Below are 18,820 nucleotides of genomic sequence, written 5' to 3' on the forward strand. Positions count from 1 at the left end.
GTTTCGGGATGCCGTCGAGGGCTTGATTACCCCCGTGTAATCGATTCCAATCCTTCGTACACGTCGATGTAATCGATTCCATGACCTCGACGTCCATGAACCGAGTCCACAAGGAGGTGGGGCGGCGATGGCGAGCATCAAGGACGTCGCGGCCGAGGCGGGGGTCTCCGTCGCCACGGTGTCGCGCGTCCTGAACGACCATCCCTCGGTCAGCGAGGACGCACGCACGCGTGTGCTGGCCGCCGTCGAAGCGCTGGGCTACCGCCCGAACGCCGTCGCCCGGTCGCTGCGCACCGACCAGACCCGCACCCTCGGCCTGGTCATCAGCGACGTGCTCAACCCGTACTTCACCGAACTGGCCCGCTCCGTCGAGGAGGAGGCCCGCGCGCTCGGCTACAGCGTCATCATCGGCAACGCCGACGAACGGCCCGACCTCCAGGACCACCACGTACGGACCCTGCTGGACCGCCGGATCGACGGCCTCCTCGTCTCCCCGACCGACGGCGGCTCGCCGCTGATCCTCGACGCCGCGCGCGCGGGGACGCCGATGGTGTTCGTCGACCGGTGGATCCCGGGCGTCGACGTGCCGGTGGTGCGGTCGGACGGACGCGCGGCCGTGCGGGACCTCGTCGCGCATCTGCACGGGCTCGGCCACCGCAGGCTCGCCATCATCGCGGGCCCCGCCGCCACCACCACCGGCAGCGAGCGCGTCGAGGCCTTCCGGGCCGCCATGGCCGAGTACGGGCTTCCCCTCCCGGACGCCTACACAGGCCAGGGCGACTTCCAGGCCGAGAGCGGCCGGCGGGTCACCGAGGGCTTCCTCGACCTGCCCGAACCGCCCGAGGTCGTGTTCGCCGCCGACAACCTCATGGCACTGGGCGCGCTGGACGCCGTACGCGCGCGTGGGCTGCGGGTTCCGCGGGACCTCGCGCTGGCCGCGTTCGACGACATCCGCTGGTTCGTGCACACCGATCCGCCGATCACCGCGATCGCCCAGCCGACGGGCGAGCTGGGACGGGCCGCGGTGCGGGCGCTCGTCGACCGCATCGAGGGACGGCCCCCGCAGTCCGTCACCCTCCCGGCCCGGCTCGTCGTCCGCCGTTCGTGCGGCGAGCCCGCCCCCCAAGAGCCGCCCGCTCCCGAGGAGTTCCCCGCCTCGTCGGAGCCGTCCCCCGTAATGAACAGGAGCCAGACGTGAGCAACGCGGACGAGTTGCTGCGCATCGAAGGCATACGCAAGACCTTCCCCGGTGTGGTCGCGCTCGACAGCGTCGACTTCGACCTGCGCCGGGGCGAGGTGCATGTGCTGCTCGGTGAGAACGGCGCGGGCAAGAGCACCCTCATCAAGATGCTCTCCGGCGCCTACCGGCCCGACGCCGGGCGGATCCTGGCCGGCGGCGAGGAGGTGCGCATCCATGGCGCGCAGGACTCCGAGCGCCTCGGGATCGCCACCATCTACCAGGAGTTCAACCTCGTTCCCGATCTCACGGTCGCCGAGAACATCTTCCTTGGGCGGCAACCGCGCCGCTTCGGGATGATCGACCGGAAGCGGATGGAGACCGACGCGGCCGCCCTGCTGGAGCGGGTCGGGGTGAACGTCTCGCCCCGCACGCGCGTACGTGAACTCGGCATCGCCCGCCTGCAGATGGTCGAGATCGCCAAGGCCCTCAGCCTGGACGCGCGCGTGCTGATCATGGACGAGCCGACCGCCGTGCTGACCTCCGAGGAGGTCGAGAAGCTCTTCGCCATCGTGCGCGGCCTGCGCGCGGACGGCGTCGGCATCGTGTTCATCACGCACCACCTGGAGGAGATCGCCGCCCTCGGCGACCGGGTCACGGTCATCCGGGACGGCAGGAGCGTCGGGCAGGTCCCGGCCACCACGCCCGAGGACGAGCTGGTGCGGCTCATGGTGGGCCGCTCCATCGAGCAGCAGTACCCCAGGGAGCGCCCCGACACGGGCGCCGCGCTGCTGTCCGTCGAAGGGCTCACCCGGGACGGCGTCTTCCACGACGTCAGCTTCGAGGTGCACGCCGGTGAGGTCGTCGGTGTCGCCGGGCTCGTCGGCGCCGGTCGTACCGAGGTCGTACGCGCCGTCTTCGGGGCGGACCCGTACGACCGCGGAGCCGTCCGGGTCGGCGGCGCGCACCTCCCCCGGTATGACGTGAACGCCGCCATGACGGCCGGGATCGGGCTCGTGCCCGAGGACCGCAAGGGCCAGGGGCTGGTGCTCGACCAGTCGGTCGAGGAGAACCTCGGGCTCGTCACCATGCGGGCCGCGACCCGTGGCGGGCTGGTGGACCTGAAGAGCCAGCACGAGGCGGCGGCGCGGATCGCGGGACAGCTGGGCGTGCGGATGGCGGGCCTCGGCCAGCAGGTGCGCACGCTCTCCGGCGGCAACCAGCAGAAGGTCGTCATCGGCAAATGGCTGCTGGCCGACACCAAGGTGCTCATCCTCGACGAGCCGACGCGCGGGATCGACGTCGGCGCGAAGGTCGAGATCTACCAGCTCATCAACGAGCTGACGGCCGCCGGCGCGGCCGTCCTGATGATCTCCAGCGATCTGCCCGAGGTGCTCGGCATGAGCGACCGGGTGCTGGTGATGGCCCAGGGCCGGATCGCCGGCGAGCTGTCGGCGGACGAGGCGACCCAGGACTCCGTCATGGCCCTCGCCGTCAGCACTCCCACCACTCCCGCTACTCCCGCTACTCCCACCACTCACGACGCAAACGACGAAACCGAAGAACTGGAGGCCGGCCGTGGCCGCTGAGACGCTCAAGAGCGGGACGGGCGCCGGTGGCGCCGCGGCGGTCCGCCGTCTGCTCCTCGACAACGGCGCGCTGACCGCGCTGATCGTCCTCGTCATCGCCATGTCGGCGCTGTCGGGTGACTTCCTGACCACGGACAACCTGCTCAACGTGGGTGTCCAGGCGGCCGTGACCGCCATTCTCGCCTTCGGCGTGACCTTCGTGATCGTCTCGGCGGGCATCGACCTGTCGGTCGGCTCGGTGGCGGCCCTGTCGGCCACCGTGCTGGCCTGGAGCGCCACGCAGCACGGCGTACCGGTGGTGCTGGCGGTCGTCCTGGCCGTCGCCACCGGTATCGCGGCCGGTCTGGTGAACGGTTTCCTCATCGCCTACGGCAAGCTGCCGCCGTTCATCGCGACGCTCGCGATGCTGTCGGTGGCGCGCGGTCTGTCGCTGGTGATCTCCGAGGGCTCGCCGATCGCCTTCCCCGACTCGGTCTCGCACCTCGGTGACACGCTCGGCGGCTGGCTGCCGGTGCCGGTGCTCGTGATGATCGTGATGGGGCTGATCGCCGCGTTCGTGCTCGGCCGGACGTACATCGGCCGTTCGATGTACGCCATCGGCGGCAACGAGGAGGCGGCGCGCCTCTCCGGCCTGCGGGTGAAGAAGCAGAAGCTCGCGATCTACGCGCTGTCCGGTGTGTTCGCGGCCGCGGCGGGCGTCGTGCTCGCCTCCCGGCTGTCCTCCGCGCAGCCGCAGGCGGCCGACGGCTACGAGCTGGACGCGATCGCCGCGGTCGTCATCGGCGGCGCCTCCCTGGCCGGTGGTACGGGCAAGGCCTCGGGCACCCTGATCGGCGCGCTGATCCTGGCGGTGCTGCGCAACGGTCTGAACCTGCTGTCCGTCTCCGCGTTCTGGCAGCAGGTCGTCATCGGTGTCGTCATCGCGCTGGCGGTGCTCCTCGACACGGTGCGCCGCAAGGCGGGGGCGACCCCGATGGCGGCCGGGACGGGCAGCGGTGGCGGCAAGGGCCGGCAGGCGGCGACGTACGGTCTCGCGGCCGTGGTCACCGTGGCGATCGTCGGCGCGACCTCCTTCCTGCACGGCGGCAACCCGTCGGGCGCGAACCCGAAGGTCGGGCTGGCGCTGTCCACGCTCAACAACCCGTTCTTCGTGCAGATCCAGTCGGGCGCGAAGGCCGAGGCGAAGAAGCTGGGCGTGGACCTGACGGTCACCGACGCGCAGAACGACGCCTCGCAGCAGGCCAACCAGCTCCAGAACTTCACCAGTTCCGGCCTCGACTCGATCATCGTCAACCCGGTGGACTCGGACGCGGCGAGCAACTCGGTGAAGGCCGCCGACAAGGCGAAGATCCCGGTGATCGCGGTCGACCGGGGCGTCAACAAGGCCACGGTCGACACGCTGGTCGCCTCCGACAACGTGGCCGGCGGTGAGCTCGCCGCCAGGACGGTCGCCGAGAAGCTGGGCGGCACCGGCAAGATCGTGATCCTCCAGGGCCAGGCGGGCACGTCCGCGGCGCGGGAGCGGGCGGAAGGTTTCGCCAAGGGGCTGAAGGCCTACCCCGGCATCCAGGTGCTGGCCCAGCAGCCGGCCGACTTCGACCGCACCAAGGGCCTCGACGTGATGTCGAACCTGCTGCAGGCCCACCCGGACGTCCAGGGGGTCATCGCCGCCAACGACGAGATGGCGCTCGGCGCGATCAAGGCGCTGGGTTCCAAGGCCGGCAAGTCGGTCCAGGTGGTCGGCTTCGACGGCACCCCGGACGGGCTGGCGGCAGTCAAGAACGGCACGCTGTACGCGTCCGTGGCGCAGCAGCCGTCCCAGCTGGGCAAGATCGCTGTGGACAACGCGCTGAAGGCGCTGCAGGGCAAGAAGGTCGAGAAGACGGTGAAGGTGCCGGTGAAGGTGGTCACGAAGGAGAACGTGGCCGGGTTCACCGGCTGACATTCGGCGAGCGGGCGGACGGCCGCCCGGGGGAACACCTCCGGGGGGCCGTCCGCCCCGAGTCACGTATCAGGGGAGTCACTTCATGTACGACTACGACCTTCTGGTCGTAGGGTCGGCCAACGCCGACCTGGTGATCGACGTCGAGCGCAGGCCCGCCGCCGGTGAGACGGTGCTCGGTTCCGACCTGGCGGTCCACCCCGGCGGCAAGGGCGCGAACCAGGCCGTCGCGGCCGCCCGGCTCGGGGCCCGTACGGCCCTGCTGGCCCGGGTCGGCGACGACGCGTACGGCCGGCTGCTGCTCGACTCGCAGCGGACGGCCGGGGTCGACACGGTCGGCGTCCTGGTCGGCGGGGCGCCCACGGGCGTCGCGCTGATCACCGTGGACCCGTCGGGCGACAACAGCATCGTGGTGTCACCGGGGGCGAACGGGCGGCTGACCCCGGCGGACGTCCGCGCGGCCGCCGGCCTCTTCCACGCCTCCCGGGTGGTGTCGGCGCAGCTGGAGATCCCGCTGGAGACGGTCGTGGAGGTGGTGCGGAACCTGGCGCCGGGCAGCCGCTTCGTGCTGAACCCGTCACCGCCGCGCCCGCTGCCCGCCGAGGTGCTGGCGGCCTGCGACCCGCTGATCGTCAACGAGCACGAGGCGAAGGTGATCCTCGGCGAGGCGGGCGGGAGCGGGGAGCCCGAGGACTGGGCCCGGCTGCTGCTCGCGAAGGGGCCGAAGTCGGTGGTCGTGACGCTGGGCGGGGAGGGTGCGCTGGTGGCGTCGGCGGACGGCGTCTCCCGGGTGCCGTCGGTGAAGGTGGCGGCGGTGGACACCACGGGCGCGGGCGACTCCTTCACGGCGGCGCTGGCCTGGCGGCTGGGCACTGGTTCGTCCCTGGCCGAGGCGGCGGCGTACGCGGCGCGGGTCGGGGCGGCGGCCGTGACCCGGCGGGGGGCGCAGGAGTCGTTCCCGACGGCTCAGGAGGTCGAGGCCCTGTGCTGTGCCGATCCGGGGGACGCCACCCGGGGCCCCGGCCGAACGGCCGACAGCGCACCCGGGCACGAGCGGCGAGGTGGGTCCCTGTGAAGAAGGCCGGGATCCTCAACCGTCATCTGGCCGGGGCACTGGCCGAGTTGGGGCACGGGGACGGGGTGCTGGTGTGCGACGCCGGTATGCCGATACCGGACGGGCCGCGGGTGGTCGACCTCGCGTTCCTGGCGGGGGTGCCGTCGTTCGCCGAGGTGGTAGACGGGCTGCTCGCCGAGCTGGTCGTGGAGGGCGCCACGGCGGCGAGCGAGGTCCGCGAGGCGAATCCGGCGGCGGCCGGGCTGCTGGACGGGTACTTCCCGGGGCAGCGGCTGACCCTGGTCCCGCACGAGGAGCTGAAGAGGCTGTCGGCGGGGGCACGGCTGATGGTGCGGACGGGCGAGGCACGGCCGTACGCGAACGTGCTCCTGCGGTGCGGGGTCTTCTTCTGAGACCGCCGACGAGGCCTGCCGACGACGCCCGCCGATACGGCCGCGGAGCGGCGTGAAAGCTTCGAGGGGGTCCGGTCCGTCGACCGGGCCCCCTCGGCTTTTTCCCCTCCGTATCAGAACCCCCGCGATCCCCCCGGATCCCCCTCCAGAAGCCCTGATGCCACGTACGACAGGCGGAGACGCGGAAGGGTTGTACGGCTTCCGAGAATTTTCTGACGACCCGTCCGGCACGAACACCGGAGCGAATGAAACAAGCTGCTGGCACATGCCAAACGCATCAAACGCTTCCCGGGCGCATTGCATCCCTTGTAATGAACCGCGCAGGTCAAACGGGTGACGCGGGCAAATCGCCCCTCATGATGTGGTCGTTCCCGCCCCCTCCCACAAGGAGCACGACCATGTCGGAAACGGCCGAGCCCAACGTCGGCACGTTCACCCTCGGCGCCACCATCACCGCCGAACCCCCCACCCCGGTCCACGTGCCGGACCACGAGGACTGGAGCCTGCCGAACGGCTTCGCCTGGGTCTTCCGGGGCGAGGGCAACACCACCCCCGGCAACCTCGTCCGCCCCGTGATCATGGCCGACGGTTTCAACCTCGGCCGCAGCGAGCTCGACAAGCTGTACCAGGGGCTGGAGACCGGCTACCCGTTCATCAGCGAGCTGCGCCGGCGCGGCAGGGACGTCATCCTGCTCGGGTTCGAGGAGCGCAGCGCGTCGATCCTGGACAACGCGGAAGCCGCCGTGGCCGCCGTCATGCGGGCCAACGCCGAGAAGCAGGGCGACGCCCCCCTGGTCGTCGGCGGCTTCAGCATGGGCGGCATCGTCACCCGTTTCGCGCTGGCCAAGCTGGAGACGCAGCGGATGCACCACCAGACCGCGCTGTACTTCTCCTACGACAGCCCGCACCGCGGCGCCTCCATCCCCGTCGGCGTGCAGGCGTTCTCGTACTTCATCCCGTTCGCGAACGACTTCGCGAAGCAGATGGACAGCCCGGCGGCCCGTCAGATGCTGTGGCGGCACTACGACAAGGACACCGGGAAGATCGGGGTCGCCAGGGAGCGCGCCGAGTTCCTGGCCGCGCTCGAACGGATGGGCGGCTGGCCGCGGATCCCGCGTCTGCTCGGCATCGCCAACGGCCGCGGCGACGGGATCGGCCTGCCCGAGGTGAAGCCCGGTGAGGTCGCCCTGCGGGTGGACGAGATCTACCCCGGCACCACCTTCTACACCCAGGCCCAGGGCGACGACGTGACGGTCGCCTATCTCAACCGGAAGTTCCCCAAGGCCGAAAAGACCATCACCACCAGCGGCTTCCCCGAGCTGGACGGCGCGCCCGGCGGCACCCTGCACACCTACAAGATCCTCGCCGACACCCTGCAGAAGCTCGGCGGCACGGTGGATCTGCGGCACGAGGAGGTCTGCTTCGTGCCGTCGGTGAGCGCGGTCGCGATCCGGGACGTCGAGAAGCAGGCCGACCTGTACGCGAAGGTCGACAGCCTGTCCCCGGACGAGAGCGAGTTGGACGACTTCATTCTTTCGTCGACGACCACGCCGCACACCGGGATCACCGAGGAGCTGTGCATCTGGCTGCTGGACCGGCTGCCCGACTAGACCCGCCGCGCCACGCCCGGACACCACCGGGGCCGCCCTCCGCTCACACCTGGCGGAGGGCGGCCCCTTCGTCGCTTCCCGATCCGGCGGTCCTAGGCAGGCGGCGCGGGCGTCTCGGGGGCCGGTGGCAGGGGGTCGGAGACGAACGAACCCCGGGCCCGTACGGTCACCACCAACCCCCGGTCCCGAAGGATGTCCAGAGCGCGGCGGACCGTGCCCGGACCGACTTTGTGCTCGTGCGTCATGGTCAGTTCGCCCGGCAGCCGCGTGCCCGGCGGGTACTCACCGGAACGAATCTTCCGTTCGATGATCGCGGCGAGCTGTTCATAGACGTACTGCGGTGAATCGGGGCTGATCTTGTCCACCCGTTGACCGTATGCCGCTACCTTCCACCGCGCATTACTTAGTACTACTACCAACCACTACCTACCACTACTGCTATTGGGCTAGGCTCCCGAGGGACAAAGACGCCCAGCCGGGAAGGGAGAGAGGTTCCATGCCGGAGCCGAGCCGACCACCCGCACCACACCCCGCCCAGGCGCCACCGGACCCACCCCCCTCGCGCCTGACGGAGGGCGACCCCTTCGCGCGCGCCGATCCGACGGCGCTAAGCAGTCGACGCGGGTACCTCGGGGGCGGGCGGCAGGGGGTCGGAGACGAACTACCCGCGCTGCGGAACGGCGTACACCCAGCTTTCGTCCGCGAGCAGGCCGAGCCCTCGCCGCACGGTCGTCCGCGCGATCCCGTACTTCTGCACAAGCTGAGCCTCGCTCGGCAGCATCCGCCCGGGTTGCCAGTCGCCGCGTTGAATCTGCGCCCGCAGAATCTCGGCCAGTTGCCGGTACGGGGTCAGCGGCGCTCCGTGATCGATCTCAGCGTCGGGGTTCATGGAGACGACGCTAGGCAACGGGAGTGTTCCCCACACTTTGAGATACGTCTCGCTACGAAGCGATACAAGGCGATACGATGAGGCCGTCCAACGAAAAGCGCCCCGGCGGGAAGGTGCAAGCTTCCGTGCCGGGGCTCAGCCGACACTAGGAGTCGACCTGTGCGCAGCCTACTGGCCGCGATCCTTGGCCTTTTCCTGCCGCCTCGCGGAGCGCACCGCGCCCCCGACCGGACCCCGCCCCCCTTCCCGGCCGTCCGCGCGGAGCCGCCCGCCGACGTGATCCTCGCCGACGGTCTGCCCCTGGTCAGGCCGTATCTCGCCGTCTGGGAACGCGAGCGTGAAGCCCTGGATCGCAGGCGCCTCCAGCGGGAGCGGCGCCGAGCGGCGGTCCTCGCCACCCTGGGTCAGGACTGTGTCCCGGCGGAGGTCGCCGCGTGAGCGCCAGGCTGTTCCGCAGCGTCGGCGTCGACCCCGCCACCGGGAAGGAGGCGTTCGTGGTCGCGCGTCCCGGCGGGGTCTTGGAAGAACTGGCCGACGCTCACGCGCTGAAGGCCGCTGCCGTCCTCGTGACGGTCGTCGGGGCCGTACTGGAGGGGGGCAGGTCGTCGGAGACCGAACTCGCCGCCTTCGTACCGTCGTTGCACGCGGCGCTCGAGGAATGCGTCGGCATCATGGCGGCGGACAGGGAGTGACGACGCAGGGGGACGACGGGCCGGCCCGCCGGGCGTCGGCAACAGTCCGACGGCCGGCGGGGCGGACGAGCGGGCCCCGAGCCGTCACCGGGCCGCCGTGTGCGTCACGAAGCGTTCCGCGGTCTCGGCGAGCACCTCCCTGCCGTCCCTCGCCCACAGCTCGTCGTTGAACAGCTCGACCTCGATCGCGCCGGTGTATCCGGCCGCCGTCACGTACCCCAGCCACTCGCGCATGTCGATCGCGCCGTCGCCGATCTGGCCGCGGCCGTTCAGCACGCCCTCCGGAAGAGGGGTCGTCCAGTCGGCGAGCTGGAAGGTGTGGATACGGCCGCCCGCGCCCGCCCTGGCGATCTGCGCGGGAGCCTGGTCGTCCCACCAGACGTGGTACGTGTCGACGGTGACGCCGACCTGGTGGGCGGGGAAGCGTTCCGCGAGGTCCAGGGCCTGGGCGAGGGTCGAGACCACACAGCGGTCGGAGGCGAACATGGGGTGCAGGGGCTCGATGGCCAGCTTCACCCCGTGCTCCTCGGCGTAGGGGCCGAGGACGGACAGGGCGTCGGCGATGCGCTCCCGCGCGCCGTGCAGGTCCTTCGAGCCGACGGGCAGACCGCCGGAGACCAGGACCAGGGTGTCCGTGCCGAGGGTGGCCGCCTCCTCGATCGCCCGGCGGTTGTCGGCCAGGGCGGCGGCCCGTTCGTCCGCGTCGAGCGCCGTGAAGAACCCGCCGCGGCACAGCGTCGTCACCGTCAGGCCCGCGTCGCGGACCAGCTTGGCGGTCCGCTCCACGCCGTGACTCTGCACCGGCTCACGCCACAGACCGACGTTCGTCACGCCCAGGTCACCGCAGGCGGCGACCAGTTCGGGCAGCGACAGGTGCTTCACCGTCATCTGGTTGATGGAGAAGCGGCTCAGGTCCGGGTCGCTCACTGGGTCACTCCGTACAGGGCGAGCAGGTTCCTCATCCGTTCCTCGGCCAGCTTGGGGTCGGGGAACAGGCCCAGGCCGTCGGCGAGTTCGTAGGCGCGGGCGAAGTGCGGGAGGGAACGGGCCGACTGGAGGCCGCCGACCATCGTGAAGTGCGACTGGTGGCCGGCCAGCCAGGCCAGGAACACCACGCCCGTCTTGTAGAAGCGGGTGGGGGTCTGGAACAGGTGGCGGGACAACTCGACGGTGGGGTCGAGGAGTTCGCGGAAGCCGGCGGTGTTCCCCGTGTCGAGGACGCGGACCGCCTCCGCCGCCAGCGGGCCCAGCGGGTCGAAGATGCCGAGGAGGGCGTGGCTGAAGCCCTTCTCGTCGCCCGCGATCAGCTCGGGGTAGTTGAAGTCGTCGCCCGTGTAGCAGCGGACGCCCTGCGGCAGCCTGCGACGGATGTCGATCTCCCGTTGGGCGTCCAGCAGCGAGACCTTGATGCCCTCCACCTTGTCGGGGTGGGCGGCGACGACCTCCAGGAAGGTGTCCGTGGCCGCGTCCAGGTCCGACGAGCCCCAGTAGCCCTCAAGCGCCGGGTCGAACATCGGGCCCAGCCAGTGCAGGACGACCGGCTCCGAGGACTGGCGCAGGAGGTGGCCGTAGACGTCGAGGTAGTCCTCGGGGCCCGACGCGGCCGCCGCCAGGGCGCGGGAGGCCATCAGGATGGCCCGTGCTCCGGAGGTCTCGACGAGGGCGAGCTGCTCTTCGTAGGCCGCGCGGACCTCGGCGAGGGTCGCCGGACCGGTGAGCTGGTCGGTGCCGACGCCGCAGGCGACGAGGCCGCCCACCGTCTTGGCCTCGGCGGCCGACCGGCGGATCAGTTCGGCCGCGCCCGCCCAGTCCAGGCCCATGCCGCGCTGGGCGGTGTCCATCGCCTCGGCGACGCCGAGCCCGTGGGACCACAGATGGCGGCGGAAGGCGAGGGTGGCGTCCCAGTCGATCGCGGCGGGCGAGTCGGGCGTGGTGTCCGCGAACGGGTCCGCGACGACGTGCGCGGCCGAGAAGACCGTACGGGAGGTGAAGGGGGCGCCGGTGGTGAGGGCGAGGGGCTCGGTGCGGGGTTCGTAGGTCCGCAGGGTGCCGTCGGCGCCGGGGAGCCGGAGGGTCACAGCGTGACCTCCGGGACGTCCAGGCGCAGGCCCTCGGAGGAGGACTTCAGGCCGAGCTCGGCGAGCTGGACGCCACGGGCGCCGGCCAGCAGGTCCCAGTGGTAGGGGGCGTCGGCGTAGACGTGCTTGAGGAACAGCTCCCACTGGGCCTTGAAGCCGTTGTCGAAGTCCTGGTTGTCCGGGACTTCCTGCCACTGGTCGCGGAAGACCTCGGTGGCGGGGATGTCCGGGTTCCAGACGGGCTTGGGGGTCGCGCTGCGGTGCTGGACACGGCAGTTGCGCAGGCCGGCGACCGCCGAGCCCTCCGTGCCGTCGACCTGGAACTCCACGAGCTCGTCGCGGTTGACCCGGACCGCCCAGGAGGAGTTGATCTGGGCGATGGCGCCGCCGTCGAGTTCGAAGATGCCGTAGGCGGCGTCGTCGGCGGTGGCGTCGTAGGGCTTGCCGTTCTCGTCCCAGCGCTGCGGGATGTGGGTGGTGGCGATGGCCTGGACGGACTTCACCCGGCCGAACAGCTCGTGCAGGACGTACTCCCAGTGCGGGAACATGTCGACGACGATGCCGCCGCCGTCCTCGGCGCGGTAGTTCCAGGACGGGCGCTGGGCGGCCTGCCAGTCGCCCTCGAAGACCCAGTAGCCGAACTCGCCGCGGATGGACAGGATCCGGCCGAAGAAGCCGCCGTCGATGAGGCGCTTCAGTTTCAGCAGACCCGGGAGGAACAGCTTGTCCTGGACGACGCCGTGCTTGATGCCCGCGGCGGTGGCGAGGCGGGCGAGTTCGAGGGCGCCGTCGAGGCCGGTGGCCGTCGGCTTCTCGGTGTAGACGTGCTTGCCGGCGGCGATGGCCTTCTTGATGGCCTCCTCGCGGGCGGAGGTGACCTGTGCGTCGAAGTAGATGTCGACGGTGGGGTCGGCGAGGACCGCGTCGACGTCGGTGGAGACGTTCTCCGGGTCGAGTCCGTGCCGCTCGGCCAGCGTCCTCAGCGCGTGCTCGCGGCGGCCGACGAGGATCGGTTCCGGCCACAGCACGGTGCCGTCGCCGAGGTCGAGTCCGCCCTGTTCGCGCAGGGCCAGGATGGAGCGGACGAGGTGCTGGCGGTAGCCCATGCGCCCCGTCACGCCGTTCATGGCGATACGCACCGTCTTGCGTGTCACGTCGATCCTTTCGTAGGCGTCGTGCGCAGTCGCCTGCGCGATTCGTACGCGGTTGTGCGCGCCGCGTACGCCTCTTCCTGATCAGCGTTACAGCAAGCGCTTTCTATACAAGGAGAAGCTAGCCTCTGACCAGCGGTCCGGACAAGACCGTGTCCATCTCGAGTTGTTCGAGGGGGCGAACAACGGGGGCGCCGGGCCGTAAGGTCTGCTCGACACGCCCGGAACCATGCCCGTGAGGCAGCTGTCTACCAGGGCGTACGACGACGTACGACGAGAAGCGCGACCGGAGGACAGACGAGATGACGGTGACCCTGGCGGACGTGGCGGCCCGCGCGCAGGTCTCGCCCGCGACAGTGTCGCGCGTGCTGAACGGGAACTACCCCGTCGCCGCAACCACCAGGGAGCGGGTGCTGCGGGCGGTCGACGAGCTGGACTACGTACTGAACGGGCCGGCGAGCGCACTGGCCGCGGCCACCTCCGACCTGGTCGGCATCCTGGTGAACGACATCGCGGACCCCTTCTTCGGGATCATGGCGAGCGCGATCCAGTCGGAGATCGGCGGCCCGGGCGGGCGGGCCGGCGGCGAACGGCTGGCGGTGGTCTGCAACACCGGGGGCTCGCCGGAACGCGAGTTGACCTACCTGACGCTTCTTCAGCGGCAGCGGGCCGCGGCCGTGGTGCTCACCGGCGGCGCCATGGAGAACGAGCCGCACGCGGCGGCGGTGGCGGCGAAGCTGCGCAGGCTCGGCGAGGCGGGGACACGGGTCGTGCTGTGCGGCCGGCCGCCGGCACAGGACACCACGGCGATCGCGCTGACCTTCGACAACCGCGGAGGCGGGCGGGAGCTGACCGAGCACCTGATCGGGCTCGGACACCGGCGGCTCGGCTACATCGCGGGCCCCGAGGAGCGGACGACCACCCGGCACCGGCTGGAGGGCCACCGCGCGGCCCTCGCCGCGGCCGGCATCGAGGAGGACCCCCGCTGGACCGTGCACGGACGGTACGACCGCCGGGCCGGCTACGAGGCGACGCTGGAGCTGCTGCGCCGGGACCCCTCCCTGACCGCGGTCGTCGCCGCCAACGACTCCGTCGCCCTGGGCGCCTGCGCGGCGCTGCGCGACTCCGGCCTGCGGATCCCGGACGACGTCTCGGTCGCCGGCTTCGACGACCTCCCCTTCAGCATCGACGTGGTGCCCTCCCTCACGACGGTGCGGCTGCCGCTGGCCGAGGCGGGAGCACGGGCGGGACGCATCGCCATGGGCCGCGAGGAGCCGCCGCCCGGCGGGATCGCCACGGTGCGGGGCGAGTTGATGGTGCGGGGGTCCTCCGGAGCGCCGCGGGGGTGAGGCTGCCGCTCGCTCACGACCGAGCCGAGCTGATCGAGGTCGTCCGGATCGGCGACCCCGCCAGGCACCTCACCGCGCGGGAGCTCGCCGGTGACGTCGTCGAAGTCTGGGCAGGGGAAGAGGTACGGCAGCTCCTGGACCTGGTCGGCGACCTCCCGGACAGCCCGAAGTACCGCTGCTTCCTCCCCGGCTGGGGCGTCCGCGCCTACGACGACACCGATCCGGAGCCGCTCTTCGAGATCGCGTTCTGCTTCCGGTGCAACGGAGCCCGCATCTGGGGACGTGACGTCGCGGAGGAGCAGCGGCACCAGGACTTCGAGGCGGAGAGCCCGGCCGGACGGGAGCTGCTGCGCCGGTTCCGCGCCTGTGCCCCCGGGTGAGGCGTCCGCCGCCCCCACTGGACCCGAACCCCGTACCGGGGTGACAGTGGTGACCATGAAGCTCGCCTTCTCCACCCTCGGTGTTCCCGGTGCTCCCCTGTCCGAGGTGCTGCGGCTCGCGGTCGCGCACGGGTATCACGGCGTGGAACTGCGCGCCCATCCGGAGGAGCCGGTCCATCCGGGGCTGAGCCCGGACGAACGGGCCGACGCCGCCGCCGAGTTCAAGGCGGCGGGCGTCGAGATCCTGGGGCTCGCGGGCTACCCGCGGGTCGCCGCGCCGGGCGACGACGAGCCCGTGATCGAGGAGATCCGGGGGCTCGTCGACCTCGCCCGTGACCTCGGGGCGCCCTTCGTCCGGGTCTTTCCCGGCGGCGAGGACGAACACGCCGACGCCATCGCCGCCCGGCGGCTCGGCACCGCGGCCGAGTACGCCGCCGACCTCGGCGTACGCATCCTGCTGGAGACCCACGACTCGCACCGCACCGGCGCGGACGCCATCCGGGTGCTCGGCCTGGTCGGACATCGGCAGGTCGGTGCGCTGTGGGACGTCATGCACACCTGGCTGGGCGGCGAGCAGCCGCAGGAGACCTACGCGGCGCTCTCGCCGTATCTCGGATACGTGCAGGTCAAGGACATCGCCTCGGCCGAGGACAGCACCCCGCTGGCGCTCGGCGCGGGGGTGCTGCCGCTCGCCGAGTGCGTGGAGGTCCTGACGCGGCACGGCTGGGACGGCTGGCTGTGCTGGGAGTACGAGCGGCGCTGGTACGAGAACGCCGAGCCGCTGCCCGAACTGCTGAGCGGCGGACGCGAGCATCTCGGACGGCTGCTGAACGACTCCGCGTGAGAGCGGGGCGCACGGCCTGAGGCCCGCGGCAGGGCGGCAGGGCGGCAGGGCACCCACCGCCGCAGAGTGCTCGGCCTGAGGTCTGGCCCGGTACCCGGCAGAGTGGTCGGCCCGACGCCGGCGGAGCACCCGCCACGCATCCGGCCGGCCGTACGGCAGGGCATCCGGCAGGGCATGCGGCCGGGCAGGTGACCGGGCAGGCAGGCAGGCAGCCGGGCAGGTGACCGGGCAGGCAGCCGAGCAGGCAGCCGGGCAGGCAGCCGACCGTCCGGCAGGGCATCCGGCAGGGCGGGTAATCGAGTGGCATCCCGGTGGGTGTCCGGGTTAGCCTCCGCGCCGTGAATCAGCAGCCAGCGGCGTCCGTCGCCGTCGTCTCGTCATGAGCCTCCTGTCCAGGGCCCTGGTCGACGTTCGTCCTCTTCGTTCCTCCCCCGTCTACCGGCGGCTGCTGATCGGGCGCACGGTGTCCACGCTCGGGGGCTTCATGACCATGGTCACCGTCATGTACCAGGTCTGGGACACGACCCACAGCTCGGTCTGGAGCGGCGCGGTCGGGCTGGCGCAGGCGCTGCCGCTGATCGGCGTCGGGCTGCTCGCGGGCGCCTGGGTGGACCGGGCCGACCGGCGCCGCGCGTATCTCCTGAGCACCGTCGGCTCGGCGGCCTGCTCGGTCCTGCTGGCCGTGCAGGGCTTCACCGGGCAGGCGCCGGTGGCCGTGGTGCTCGCGCTGGTGGCGGTGCAGTCGTCGTTCGGGGCGATCGGCGCGCCCGCGGCGGGCGTGTTCCTGCCTCGGCTGCTGCCCAAGGACCAGGTGGCCGCCGGTCTGGCCCTGAACCAGGTCACCGGCCAGGCGATGATGCTGCTCGGCCCGGCCGTCGCCGGTGTCGTGCTCGGCTGGTGGGGCATCGGCGTGTGCTACCTGGTCGACGCCCTCACCTTCGGCATGGCCTTCTACGGCGCCTACGGGCTGCCCGCGCTGCCCCCCGAGGGCGAGAAGTCCCGCCCCGGCGTCCAGGGCGTCCTGGACGGGCTGCGGTTCCTGACCGGTCACCGCGCGGTGCGCGGCGCGCTGCTGGTCGACCTGGCCGCCACCGTGCTGGCGATGCCGGCCGGCCTGTTCCCGCTCGTCAACGAGGAACGGTTCGGCGGCGACCCGCGCACGCTCGGCCTGTTCCTGTCCGCGCTCGCCGTGGGAGGGATGGCGGCGACCGCCCTCTCCGGGCCGGTCACCCGGCTCGCCCGCCCCGGCCCGGTGATGCTCTGCTCCGCGGGCGTCTGGGGCGCGGCCCTCGCCCTCTTCGGTCTGACGACCAGCGCCTGGGCGGGCCTGGGGATGCTGGCGGTGGCCGGTGCGGCGGACTCGGTGGCCGTGCTGTCCCGGGCCACGATCGTGCAGACCCGCACCCCGGACGCCCTGCTGGGCCGGGTGAGGGCGGCCGAGGCGATCGTCGGCCAGGCGGGCCCCAACCTCGGCAACCTGCGCGGCGGTGTGGTGGCCGGCTGGACCTCGGGCACGACCGCGCTGATCACCGGCGGTCTGATGTGCCTGGCGGCGGTCACGGCGGTGGGGACGACGACCCCGGAGCTGCGGGGCGGCCGCGCGAGCGGCACGGGTCCGCGGGACGTGGATCCAAGGGACACGGGTCCGCGGGACGTGGATCCACGGGACACGGGTCCGCAGAACGTGGATGCGCGGGACACGGGTCCGCAGGACACGGGTCCGCAGGTGGCTGCCACCGCGCCGGCCGCCACCGCGCCGTGATCTTCCGGACCGCGCCCAGTGCGCCGGGGCCTACCTCGCCGGGATCTACCGCACCGTGAGCTTCGCCGTCCCGTCCAGGCACCACTCCAGTACCGAGGGCCAGGAGCCGTAACCGGCGTCCAGGTCGAGGTGGGCGGCGCCCGGGAGGAGTTCGGCGGTGAGGCCCAGAAGGTCGCCGTAGGCCGCCTGCACGCCTTCCGGGAGGTAGGGGTCGTCGTCCCCGGCGACGAGCCGGGTCGGGTGCGCAAGCGTGCGGCCTTCGAGCCGCCGCCCGAAGAGGTTCCCGGCGAGCCCGAACCCCTCGACCTCCGGACAGCGCGCGAGGACCGACCCGGACGGCGGAGCCACCAGCAGCACCCGGTCGACGCCCGCGAGCGACGGCAGGTCGCGGGCGACGGCGTGCAGCCAGAGCAGGACCGAGAGGCTGTGGGCGACGACCACCCGCTCGGAACCGGCGGCGAGCCCGTCGAGGTGGCGGGCCAGTTCCGTCAGCCACACCTCCAGGTCGGGGTCGTCCGGGTCGGGCAGCTGCGGGTAGGCGACCTCGTGGCCGAGTTCGGTGAGGCGGTCCGCGAGCCAGTGCTGCCAGTGGTCCTCGGGGCGGTGGTTCTGCCAGCCGTGGAGGATGAGACAGGAGCGTGTGGTCATGGATCCGATGATTTCCGACCCCGACACCCGAGGTCCAGTTAATCTTTTCCGGTGGAACCCATAAGCCGTCCCTTAAGTCAGTCGGTGAGCGCCGCCTACTCCATCGACCTGCGCCGGCTGACCGTCCTGCGCGAACTGGAGCGCCGGGGCAGCCTGGCGCGGACGGCCGAGGCCCTGCATCTCACGCCCTCGGCGGTCTCCCAGCAGCTCGCCGCCCTCGCCCGCGACCTGGGCGTACCGCTCACGGAACGGGACGGCAGAGGCGTACGCCTCACCGGTCAGGCGCGGGTCCTGCTCGCGCATGTCGAGCTCATCGCCGCCCAACTGGAGCGGGCCCGCGCCGACTTGGCGGCGTACGAGGAGGGCGGGCGGGGCACGGTGACCGTCGGCTGTTTCTCCAGCGGCATCCTGGGACTGCTGCCGGCCGCGCTGCGGGCGTTGCGCGACCGGCTTCCGCAACTGCGCGTGGACGTCGTGGAGGCCGAGCCGCCGGACCTGTTCACCGCGCTCGACGGCGGGCAGGTCGATGTGGCCGTCGCCGTCGACTTCGCGGCCGCTCCCCCGCACACCGACCGCCGTTACACCCGCGAGGACCTGCTGACGGACGTCCTGGACATCGCCCTCCCGCCCGACCATCCCCTCGCGGAGCGCGCCGAGGTGCCGTTGCGGGAGCTGGCCAGGGACGTCTGGATCGTCGGGAACGCCCTCAGCTGCTGCGGGGCGGTGACCCGCTCGGTCTGCGCGGCGGCCGGGTTCACGCCCGACATCCGGCACGACGTGAACGACTGGGCCGCGCTGGCGGGACTGGTGGAGGCGGGGCAGGGAGTGGCGCTGGTGCCCCGGCTGGTGCGGTCGCTGTACACCCACCGGGCACTGGCGCTGCGCCCGGCGCAGGGCGAGCCGCCGTCCCGGAACGTCTTCGTCGCCGTACGGGCCGGGGCGGAGCGGGATCCGGTGGTGGCGGCGGTGCGGGAGGAACTGCGTACGGCTGCCGCCCGCGTACCGGCATAGGCGCCCCGAGGGCCCCCGAGGGGGGGCGGCTCGGATCAGGTGACGACGGCGATGACACCGGCGCCACCCAGATCCCGGCCACCGCGGCCCCCGGGCCAGGGCCACCCGGTCGAGGACGCCGCCCTGCCGACCGGTGCGCCGGCCGGCAGGGCGCGCAGCGCCCGGGTGAGCAGCGCCCGGGTGAGCAGCGCCCGGGTGAGCAGCGGCGACGCCCCGGCCGCAGGCCGGGAG

19 protein-coding genes are annotated in these 18,820 nt (G+C 72.1%); 13 read left to right on the forward strand and 6 right to left on the reverse strand.

Going from position 1 to position 18,820, the window contains the following annotated elements; genetic code table 11:
• Positions 1 to 127 precede the first annotated feature (127 nt).
• From ACFWBD_RS18925 to ACFWBD_RS18950, 6 genes are all read left to right on the forward strand, one after another.
• Positions 128 to 1,198, forward strand: coding sequence for a LacI family DNA-binding transcriptional regulator (locus ACFWBD_RS18925; RefSeq protein WP_385667810.1), 1,071 nt, complete (start codon positions 128 to 130; stop codon positions 1,196 to 1,198).
• A complete protein-coding gene (locus ACFWBD_RS18930; protein ID WP_385667812.1) occupies positions 1,195 to 2,766 on the forward strand; it encodes a sugar ABC transporter ATP-binding protein in 1,572 nt (523 codons plus the stop codon). The genes ACFWBD_RS18925 and ACFWBD_RS18930 overlap by 4 nt, the downstream gene beginning before the upstream one ends.
• Entirely contained in the window at positions 2,756 to 4,708 is a 1,953-nt protein-coding gene (locus ACFWBD_RS18935) for a substrate-binding domain-containing protein (protein WP_385667814.1), read from the forward strand. The genes ACFWBD_RS18930 and ACFWBD_RS18935 overlap by 11 nt, the downstream gene beginning before the upstream one ends.
• 85 nt (positions 4,709 to 4,793) lie before the next feature.
• On the forward strand, positions 4,794 to 5,783 hold the full coding sequence (locus tag ACFWBD_RS18940; RefSeq protein ID WP_385667816.1) for a ribokinase: 990 nt from the start codon (positions 4,794 to 4,796) through the stop codon (positions 5,781 to 5,783).
• Positions 5,780 to 6,175 carry a D-ribose pyranase gene (rbsD, locus tag ACFWBD_RS18945; protein ID WP_385667818.1) on the forward strand — a complete coding sequence of 132 codons (396 nt, stop codon included), beginning with the start codon at positions 5,780 to 5,782 and terminating at the stop codon, positions 6,173 to 6,175. The genes ACFWBD_RS18940 and rbsD overlap by 4 nt, the downstream gene beginning before the upstream one ends.
• A gap of 398 nt (positions 6,176 to 6,573) precedes the next feature.
• Entirely contained in the window at positions 6,574 to 7,785 is a 1,212-nt protein-coding gene (locus ACFWBD_RS18950) for an esterase/lipase family protein (RefSeq protein ID WP_385667820.1), read from the forward strand.
• Between the two features lie 92 nt (positions 7,786 to 7,877).
• Here the strand turns inward: ACFWBD_RS18950 and ACFWBD_RS18955 are convergent, their stop codons facing one another.
• Entirely contained in the window at positions 7,878 to 8,150 is a 273-nt protein-coding gene (locus ACFWBD_RS18955) for a GntR family transcriptional regulator (RefSeq protein WP_385667822.1), read from the reverse strand.
• A gap of 296 nt (positions 8,151 to 8,446) precedes the next feature.
• Positions 8,447 to 8,674, reverse strand: a complete 228-nt coding sequence (locus tag ACFWBD_RS18960) for a GntR family transcriptional regulator (RefSeq protein WP_385667824.1) — start codon at positions 8,672 to 8,674, stop codon at positions 8,447 to 8,449.
• Between the two features lie 159 nt (positions 8,675 to 8,833).
• Here ACFWBD_RS18960 and ACFWBD_RS18965 point away from each other — a divergent pair, with 159 nt between their 5' ends.
• Together ACFWBD_RS18965 and ACFWBD_RS18970 are read left to right on the forward strand one after the other, a co-directional pair.
• A complete protein-coding gene (locus ACFWBD_RS18965) occupies positions 8,834 to 9,112 on the forward strand; it encodes a hypothetical protein (protein WP_385667826.1) in 279 nt (92 codons plus the stop codon).
• Positions 9,109 to 9,366: a hypothetical protein gene (locus ACFWBD_RS18970; RefSeq protein WP_385667828.1), complete on the forward strand. Its 258-nt coding sequence runs from the start codon at positions 9,109 to 9,111 to the stop codon at positions 9,364 to 9,366. Before ACFWBD_RS18965 ends, ACFWBD_RS18970 begins: the two co-directional genes overlap by 4 nt.
• A gap of 84 nt (positions 9,367 to 9,450) precedes the next feature.
• On the opposite strand, the gene ACFWBD_RS18975 is transcribed toward ACFWBD_RS18970, so the two are convergent.
• The 3 genes from ACFWBD_RS18975 to ACFWBD_RS18985 are packed head-to-tail and all read right to left on the reverse strand — an operon-like array spanning position 9,451 to position 12,598.
• A complete protein-coding gene (locus ACFWBD_RS18975; protein WP_385667939.1) occupies positions 9,451 to 10,254 on the reverse strand; it encodes a sugar phosphate isomerase/epimerase family protein in 804 nt (267 codons plus the stop codon).
• Positions 10,255 to 10,289: 35 nt separating this feature from the next.
• Positions 10,290 to 11,444, reverse strand: a complete 1,155-nt coding sequence (locus tag ACFWBD_RS18980; RefSeq protein WP_385667830.1) for a dihydrodipicolinate synthase family protein — start codon at positions 11,442 to 11,444, stop codon at positions 10,290 to 10,292.
• On the reverse strand, positions 11,441 to 12,598 hold the full coding sequence (locus ACFWBD_RS18985) for a Gfo/Idh/MocA family protein (protein ID WP_385667832.1): 1,158 nt from the start codon (positions 12,596 to 12,598) through the stop codon (positions 11,441 to 11,443). Before ACFWBD_RS18985 ends, ACFWBD_RS18980 begins: the two co-directional genes overlap by 4 nt.
• A gap of 299 nt (positions 12,599 to 12,897) precedes the next feature.
• Between ACFWBD_RS18985 and ACFWBD_RS18990 the strand changes: the two genes are divergently transcribed.
• From ACFWBD_RS18990 to ACFWBD_RS19005, 4 genes are all read left to right on the forward strand, one after another.
• Positions 12,898 to 13,944, forward strand: coding sequence for a LacI family DNA-binding transcriptional regulator (locus ACFWBD_RS18990; protein WP_385667834.1), 1,047 nt, complete (start codon positions 12,898 to 12,900; stop codon positions 13,942 to 13,944).
• Complete coding sequence (locus ACFWBD_RS18995; protein WP_385667836.1) at positions 13,941 to 14,324, forward strand: hypothetical protein; 384 nt, start codon at positions 13,941 to 13,943, stop codon at positions 14,322 to 14,324. The genes ACFWBD_RS18990 and ACFWBD_RS18995 overlap by 4 nt, the downstream gene beginning before the upstream one ends.
• Positions 14,325 to 14,379: 55 nt before the next feature.
• Positions 14,380 to 15,168 carry a sugar phosphate isomerase/epimerase family protein gene (locus ACFWBD_RS19000; protein ID WP_385667838.1) on the forward strand — a complete coding sequence of 263 codons (789 nt, stop codon included), beginning with the start codon at positions 14,380 to 14,382 and terminating at the stop codon, positions 15,166 to 15,168.
• A gap of 379 nt (positions 15,169 to 15,547) precedes the next feature.
• Positions 15,548 to 16,930 carry an MFS transporter gene (locus ACFWBD_RS19005; RefSeq protein WP_385667840.1) on the forward strand — a complete coding sequence of 461 codons (1,383 nt, stop codon included), beginning with the start codon at positions 15,548 to 15,550 and terminating at the stop codon, positions 16,928 to 16,930.
• A 45-nt stretch (positions 16,931 to 16,975) separates the two neighbouring features.
• On the opposite strand, the gene ACFWBD_RS19010 is transcribed toward ACFWBD_RS19005, so the two are convergent.
• Complete coding sequence (locus ACFWBD_RS19010) at positions 16,976 to 17,578, reverse strand: RBBP9/YdeN family alpha/beta hydrolase (protein WP_385667842.1); 603 nt, start codon at positions 17,576 to 17,578, stop codon at positions 16,976 to 16,978.
• Between the two features lie 84 nt (positions 17,579 to 17,662).
• On the opposite strand from ACFWBD_RS19010, the gene ACFWBD_RS19015 reads away from it, so the two are divergent.
• Positions 17,663 to 18,589: a LysR family transcriptional regulator gene (locus ACFWBD_RS19015; protein ID WP_385667844.1), complete on the forward strand. Its 927-nt coding sequence runs from the start codon at positions 17,663 to 17,665 to the stop codon at positions 18,587 to 18,589.
• Positions 18,590 to 18,820: the final 231 nt, after the last annotated feature.

The organism is Streptomyces sp. NPDC060002 (genome assembly GCF_042737245.1).
Lineage (GTDB): Bacteria > Actinomycetota > Actinomycetes > Streptomycetales > Streptomycetaceae > Streptomyces.

Coding starts and splice junctions, on each gene's coding strand:
- ACFWBD_RS18925 (WP_385667810.1), top strand. CDS start 128: ATGGCGAGCATCAAGGACGTCGCGGCCGAGGCGGGGGTCTCCGTCGCC.
- ACFWBD_RS18940 (WP_385667816.1), top strand. CDS start 4,794: ATGTACGACTACGACCTTCTGGTCGTAGGGTCGGCCAACGCCGACCTG.
- ACFWBD_RS18950 (WP_385667820.1), top strand. CDS start 6,574: ATGTCGGAAACGGCCGAGCCCAACGTCGGCACGTTCACCCTCGGCGCC.
- ACFWBD_RS18960 (WP_385667824.1), bottom strand. CDS start 8,674: ATGAACCCCGACGCTGAGATCGATCACGGAGCGCCGCTGACCCCGTAC.
- ACFWBD_RS18975 (WP_385667939.1), bottom strand. CDS start 10,254: ATGACGGTGAAGCACCTGTCGCTGCCCGAACTGGTCGCCGCCTGCGGT.
- ACFWBD_RS18990 (WP_385667834.1), top strand. CDS start 12,898: ATGACGGTGACCCTGGCGGACGTGGCGGCCCGCGCGCAGGTCTCGCCC.
- ACFWBD_RS19000 (WP_385667838.1), top strand. CDS start 14,380: ATGAAGCTCGCCTTCTCCACCCTCGGTGTTCCCGGTGCTCCCCTGTCC.
- ACFWBD_RS19005 (WP_385667840.1), top strand. CDS start 15,548: ATGAGCCTCCTGTCCAGGGCCCTGGTCGACGTTCGTCCTCTTCGTTCC.
- ACFWBD_RS19010 (WP_385667842.1), bottom strand. CDS start 17,578: ATGACCACACGCTCCTGTCTCATCCTCCACGGCTGGCAGAACCACCGC.